The organism is Prosthecobacter sp. Pr1, assembly GCF_057652315.1.
The window spans coordinates 82,431-88,175 of the sequence record NZ_JBYFBS010000014.1; the positions used below are offsets into that span (position 1 = coordinate 82,431).

Genomic DNA, 5,745 nt, shown 5'->3' on the forward strand with positions numbered 1-5,745 from the left:
TACAATAAAAAGAATATATTTTTGGGGTGTGAATTACTATGGGGTGATCACCCCATAGTAGTTTGTTGATGCAAAGAATGGCCGTTAATGATTCTAAGCTGTCTGCTCAATGACAGGTGCTTCCCGTCTCACTCGACACCTGAATCTCGGGGAGAGATGCCAAGGTCACCGCCTCGCCTGGATAGGCAAAATGGCAATTGAAGCATCCCGGCTCATGCCCAGTGGCGGTTGTACAACCCGGTGGCTTTTCTGCTCCCAGCTTCCACCACGGCTCACATGGGGGGTTTGAAAAAACATCACCGTACGCACTCCCCGGCGATGAACCGTGGTGGTGAGGGAGGGGGTGCAGTAGGAGGGGATCATCTTGATCCCTCAGGCCAGATCTGCGGAGTCATCGGGTCCGGTTTCAACCGGGGATGCCGTCCGTCATCCCCCGTTCCCAGAGTCCCTCATCCGCGCTTCCATCTCTTTCAGCAGCCGCTCCGCCTCGGCCGGGGGCAGGTAGGAGAAGCGCAGGACTTTTTTCCCTGCCAATATCACCAGTCCGAGGGGCTTGAGCTTCAGCCCGGAGATCTCGTTCCAGGGCACCACCTGCACCGTGGCCCCATGCTCCTGGATGTGCACGCCCTCCGGCTCCAGCACCCAGGTGAATCTCCGCATCAGCAGCCAGTCCATGGAGAAAGTCAGCGAAAGAATCAGTCCAATCGCCAGCCACATGCCAACCACGAACTCCACCGGTCCCTGAAGCGGCAGCCTGCCATCGGTCAGATACCGCTGCCCGTAGTACCCGATGATCAAGATCGGCGTGAGCTTCAGCAGCTTCAGCACAGGCCGCCACAGGTGAAAGGGGAAGGGACGGGGCTGCAGCTCGGTGACTTGTTGCGGTGCGGGCACCCGGTGCTTCTTGAGCAGGCGCTTGCAGGCTTCGTAACACTCCAGCGGGCGGTAAGTGCTGGCTCCATGAAAATCCACGAGGCCGATCTCCACGGTGGCATGCACCAGTTTGCGAAAGTCGGCACGCAGCCGTGCGGGGACAGCCTCGTCCAAGTCGAAGGGCCAAGGATCGCCACGGCCATTCAGCGGCAGCCGCTGCCCCGCCTGCTCCCAAGCGGACAGGTTATCTGCCTTCGTGATGCTGAGCAGATGCGCGATCAATTGCTCCACCGCCGGATGATTGATGCCGTGGTGCCGGCAAAAAGCCTCCAAGCAGTACGCGCCTTTGACCTGAAGCGGAATGAACTTGGGCCGGGTCATGCCGTGCGGGTGAGGGGTGGAAGAGGCAGCATGCCCCACGCTAATCATGGCAGGGGCCAATTCCAAGCCCGGCATGCTTAGAACTTTAATCTACCGCAAGCCGAGCCAGCGTTTCAGCGCTGCTTCGACCTTTGCCAGTGTGGCCTCATCACAAACAGTCAGACGGCGGATCAACTGCACATCCGGCACCGTGCCGATCGACTGTACGTCAAACACGCCCGGAGCAAACTTGGCATGCTGATGCGGCACCTCGTATTCGGTGCCGCGTGCGCTGGTCGTGCGCGCCACATAGCTGACCAAGGCCCGCTCTGCATCTTTGTAGCGCTCACTGAGGATGAGCACGGGCCGCACCTTCTGCACCATGCCCAGGTCAATGAGCCAAATTTCGCCACGCATGGCAGTCAGTCTTGCCACTGTTGCTCCGCCCCTTCCTCGGCATCATAAAGGGCAAAAACACTCGCGGAGGCGGAGAGGGTGGCATCGCGCTCCATGAACCACGCACGCAACTCCAGCCACTGCTCGCGGGGCAGCGTCTCGATGGCTTGTTCGATTTCAAGGACGGTACTCATCGTTGGATTTTAAGGGGCGGAGGCGCTGATTTCAACTGGGGATGCGTCAGGTCCCATTGCTTCACGAGAAGCGGACAGGGGGCTCGCGCACCGACCCCCTCTCCACCACCCCCCTGCATTTCCCCCGAGAGAATGCTTGCCAAACGTCCGCCGCAGAGTCGTATCTTGCGTTTCCCTTTTATGATGACCCGCCTTGCCCTGATTCTCGTTGGTTCCATTGGACTCGCGCATGCCTCGCAGCCGACCTCTTTGGCCGATCTGCCGGACGCACATCCCGAGGCGGAGCTGAAGGCCTTCGTGGTCCCTGAGGGCTTTGAGGTGAATCTCTTTGCTTCGGAGCCCATGATCCAGAAGCCCGTGCAGATGAACTGGGATGCCCAGGGCCGCCTCTGGGTCGTCACCAGCACCACCTACCCGCACATCAAGCCCGGCGAAGAGGCCAAGGACCAGGTCGTCGTACTCGAAGACACCGATAGCGACGGCAAGGCCGACAAATCCACCACCTTCGCCGAAGGCCTGCACATCCCCACCGCCCTCGCCCCGGGAGACGGCGGTCTCTATGTGGCCAATTCCACCGAGGTGCTCTTTTTGAAGGACACCAACAACGATCTCAAAGAGGACAACCGCACCATCCTGCTCAGCGGCTTCGGCACGGAGGACACGCACCACCTCCTCCACACCTTCCGCTGGGGCCCGGAGGGCATGCTCTACTTCAATCAGTCCATCTACATCCACACCCACATGGAGACCCCCCACGGCATTCGCCGTCTCATGGGCGGCGGCATCTGGGAGTTCCGGCCGGAGACGCGCCGGGCTGAAATCATCAGCAAAGGCCTCATCAATCCCTGGGGCCTCGAGTTCGACCGCTGGGGCCAGAGCTTCGCGTGCGACGGCGCAGGCGGGGAGGGGATCAATTTCATCTTCCCCGGCTCCGTGTTCGCCACCTCCCCGGGGGCCAAGCGCATCCTCCACGGCCTCAGCCCCGGCCAGCCCAAGCAGTGCGGTCTGGAAATCATCGAAGACCCCCATTTCCCGGCCGACTGGCAGGGCACCTTTGTGCTCAACGACTTCCGCGGCAACCGCGTGAACCGCTTCCAGCTCACCCCCAGCGGCAGCAGCTACATCGCCAAGCAGCTCCCCGATCTCCTCGCCTCCACTCATCGCGCCTTCCGCCCGATCGACGTCAAGATGGGGCCTGACGGTGCCATTTACATCGCCGACTGGTACAATCCCATCATCCAGCACGGGGAAGTGGACTTCCGCGACGCCCGCCGCGACCACTCGCACGGCCGCATCTGGCGCATCACCGCCAAGGGCAAGCCCCTCAGCCCCAAGGTCCAGATCGCCGGTGCCCCCACGGCCGACCTGCTGGAAATGCTCAAGTCCGACCGCAACCACGTGCGTCGTTTTGCCAAACGCGAGCTCCGCGACCAAGGCGCCGCCAAAGTCACGCTGCCCCTGGACGAGTGGGCCGCCAAGCTGGACACCACCAAGGAAGCCGACTCCCACGCCCTGCTCGAAGCCGCCTGGGCGCGCGAAGGCGTGAACTCCTTCTCGCCCACGCTCTGGCGCAGGCTGTGGGAAAATGGCGATTACCGCATCCGTGCCGCCGCGCTGCGCATCCTGAGCCACCGCTGGAAGGTGTTCCCTGAAGTGATGAAGGTGCTGGAGCAGGCCGTGGCGGACGAAAACGCCCAGGTGCGCCTCTGGGCCCTGGCCGTGCTGGCAGACATGCGCAAGCCCGGAGCAGTCAGCCTCGCCCTCAAGGTGCTGGACCGCTCGATGGACGATTCCCTCGATTTCCTCTTGGAGCAGACCTGCCGTGAGCAGGCAGACATCTGGATGCCCGCAGTCGTCGAGGGCAAGCTCAAGCTCGACGAGCGGCCCAAGCACCTCGTCTACGCCATGAAGAGCACTGGCCGCAGCGATGCCCTGCCCCCCCTCTTTGCTGCGCTGAAAAGCGGCAAGCTCAGCGCCGAAGACGCGGCCGCCGTGCTCGACATGGCCGGCAGCGCCGCCGACGCCGCGCAGGCCAAGACCATGGTCGACATGGTCAACGACGCCTCCCTGGCCCCCTACTACATCGGCCTGCAGGATGCCCTGGTGAAGGCCGCCACGGACCGCAAAGTCATCCCAGAAGGCGCGAAGGACATCGTGACGGCCTGGTTTACCCGCCCTGAGCCCCATGTGGTGCACCGCACCGCCATCCTCGCCGGACTCTGGAAAGTGGAACCCGCCCGCGACACGCTGGTCGCCCTGCTCACGGACGCCAAAACCCTCCCTGCCATCCGCGATGGTGCCACACGCGGCCTCACCGCCCTCGGCGGCGTGAAATCCCGTGACCTCTTTGACAAGCTCTTCACCGAATCCCAGGACAACGGCCTGCGTGCCCTCATGATTGACGGCCTGACCAGCGTCGGACCGCAGCTCGCGGCCAAGCGCGCCGTCGAGTTCCTGGCCAAGGCAGAAGTGGATGCCGCCAAGCCCATCCTGACCGTTTTCCTCAAGAACAAGCAGCTCCCCGGCGTGCTGGCCAAGGAGCTGGAAGGCAAGACGATTCTTGACTCCGTGGCCGTCGAAGGCATCCGCATGGTCACCTCCCGTGGCATCCAGGGCCCCCTGGCCGAGGCTCTCAAAAAAGCCGGCGGCGTCAAGCAGATGGACCGCCCCCTCACCCCTGAGGAAATGAGCGCCATGGTGGCCAAGGTGAAGACCCAGGGCGACCCCGCCCGTGGCGAGGCCGTCTACCGCCGCCAGCAGATGCTCTGCACCACCTGCCACGCCATCGGCGAATCCGGCGGCGTATTGGGGCCAAACCTCGTCAGCATCGGCGCCAGCGCCCCGGTGGACTACCTCATCGAAAGCCTGCTGGAACCCAGCAAGAAGATCAAGGAAGGCTACCACATGGTCATCATCAGCAAGAAGGACGGCGGCGTCATCTCCGGCGGCCTCATTAATGATGGCGCTGAGGAATTGACGATTCGTGATCCCGCCAATCAGATCGTCAAAGTGGCCAAATCCGCCATTGCCAGCCGCCAGATGAGCCCCGTGAGCATGATGCCCCCGGGTCTCACCGCCAGCCTGCGCGAGGACGAATTCATCGATCTCGTGCGTTTCCTCTCCGAACTCGGCCGGGAAGGGGCCTACAAGACCCAGCCAAACCGCTACGTCCGCACCTGGAAGGCCATGGGCAAGATGGAGCAGAAGGACGTGGACCACGTCCGCCATGTGGGCAGCTTTGCCCTGAACGACGACAAGCATCCCTTCCCATGGCAGATGGCGCTCAGTCAGGTGAATGGCGACCTCCCGCTGGCCGATCTGCCCGCGGCGCAGAAAATGTATCCGTGGTTCCCAAAAATCGTCCAATTTGGTCTGAAATTGGACGGTGCCGGGAAGGTCAAACTCGGCTTCAGCGCCGTGAAGGGCATCGTTGTGGCGGTGGACGGGGCAGAGCTAAAGGAATTGCTGCCCCAGCAGGAGCTCGATTTGAGCGCCGGAACCCACCGAATTAGCGTGCTGATTACCCGCGATGCTGGGGAACTGGCGGCTTTGCGCGTGGAAATCCTAGATGGACCTGCAGTGGCGGTGCCATGAGGATTCTCAAAGGCGAAAAATCGTAAAGTCGATGTATTTGCATTGACGGGACAGATCCATTTTCGCTATTCTGAACGCTAGGCTTGGAATGCTGTCTTACCCCGACGTGCATCCACGCACCAACCATTTGCTTACACCCATGAGAAATCATCCCATCGACCAGACGCACAACGAAATGCTCGTTGGGTCGAACGGTTGTGACATTTTAGGGTTTCCCATGGATGCGCAGGTTCAGTGTCTAAACGCCGCCGTTTCGCTGTCTTGTGTCCCTTTCTTCCGCCTTTTTTAAAATTCTCCCGCGCCGCCCCTGCCCAAACTTTTTTCTCTG

Annotated in this window: 4 protein-coding genes; 1 reads left to right on the forward strand and 3 read right to left on the reverse strand. The window is 61.8% G+C overall.

The genetic code is table 11. The features are described from left to right. Nucleotides 1–426: 426 nt before the first annotated feature. From AC24GY_RS20575 to AC24GY_RS20585, 3 genes are all read right to left on the reverse strand, one after another. On the reverse strand, nucleotides 427–1,254 hold the full coding sequence (locus tag AC24GY_RS20575) for a hypothetical protein (protein ID WP_487686730.1): 828 nt from the start codon (nucleotides 1,252–1,254) through the stop codon (nucleotides 427–429). Nucleotides 1,255–1,344: 90 nt separating this feature from the next. Continuing rightward, complete coding sequence (locus AC24GY_RS20580) at nucleotides 1,345–1,650, reverse strand: type II toxin-antitoxin system PemK/MazF family toxin (protein ID WP_422321991.1); 306 nt, start codon at nucleotides 1,648–1,650, stop codon at nucleotides 1,345–1,347. 5 nt (nucleotides 1,651–1,655) lie between these two features. Continuing rightward, nucleotides 1,656–1,823: a hypothetical protein gene (locus AC24GY_RS20585; protein WP_487686731.1), complete on the reverse strand. Its 168-nt coding sequence runs from the start codon at nucleotides 1,821–1,823 to the stop codon at nucleotides 1,656–1,658. Nucleotides 1,824–2,003: 180 nt separating this feature from the next. Between AC24GY_RS20585 and AC24GY_RS20590 the strand changes: the two genes are divergently transcribed. Then, nucleotides 2,004–5,417, forward strand: coding sequence for a PVC-type heme-binding CxxCH protein (locus AC24GY_RS20590; RefSeq protein ID WP_487686732.1), 3,414 nt, complete (start codon nucleotides 2,004–2,006; stop codon nucleotides 5,415–5,417). The last annotated feature ends 328 nt before the right edge of the window (nucleotides 5,418–5,745 follow it).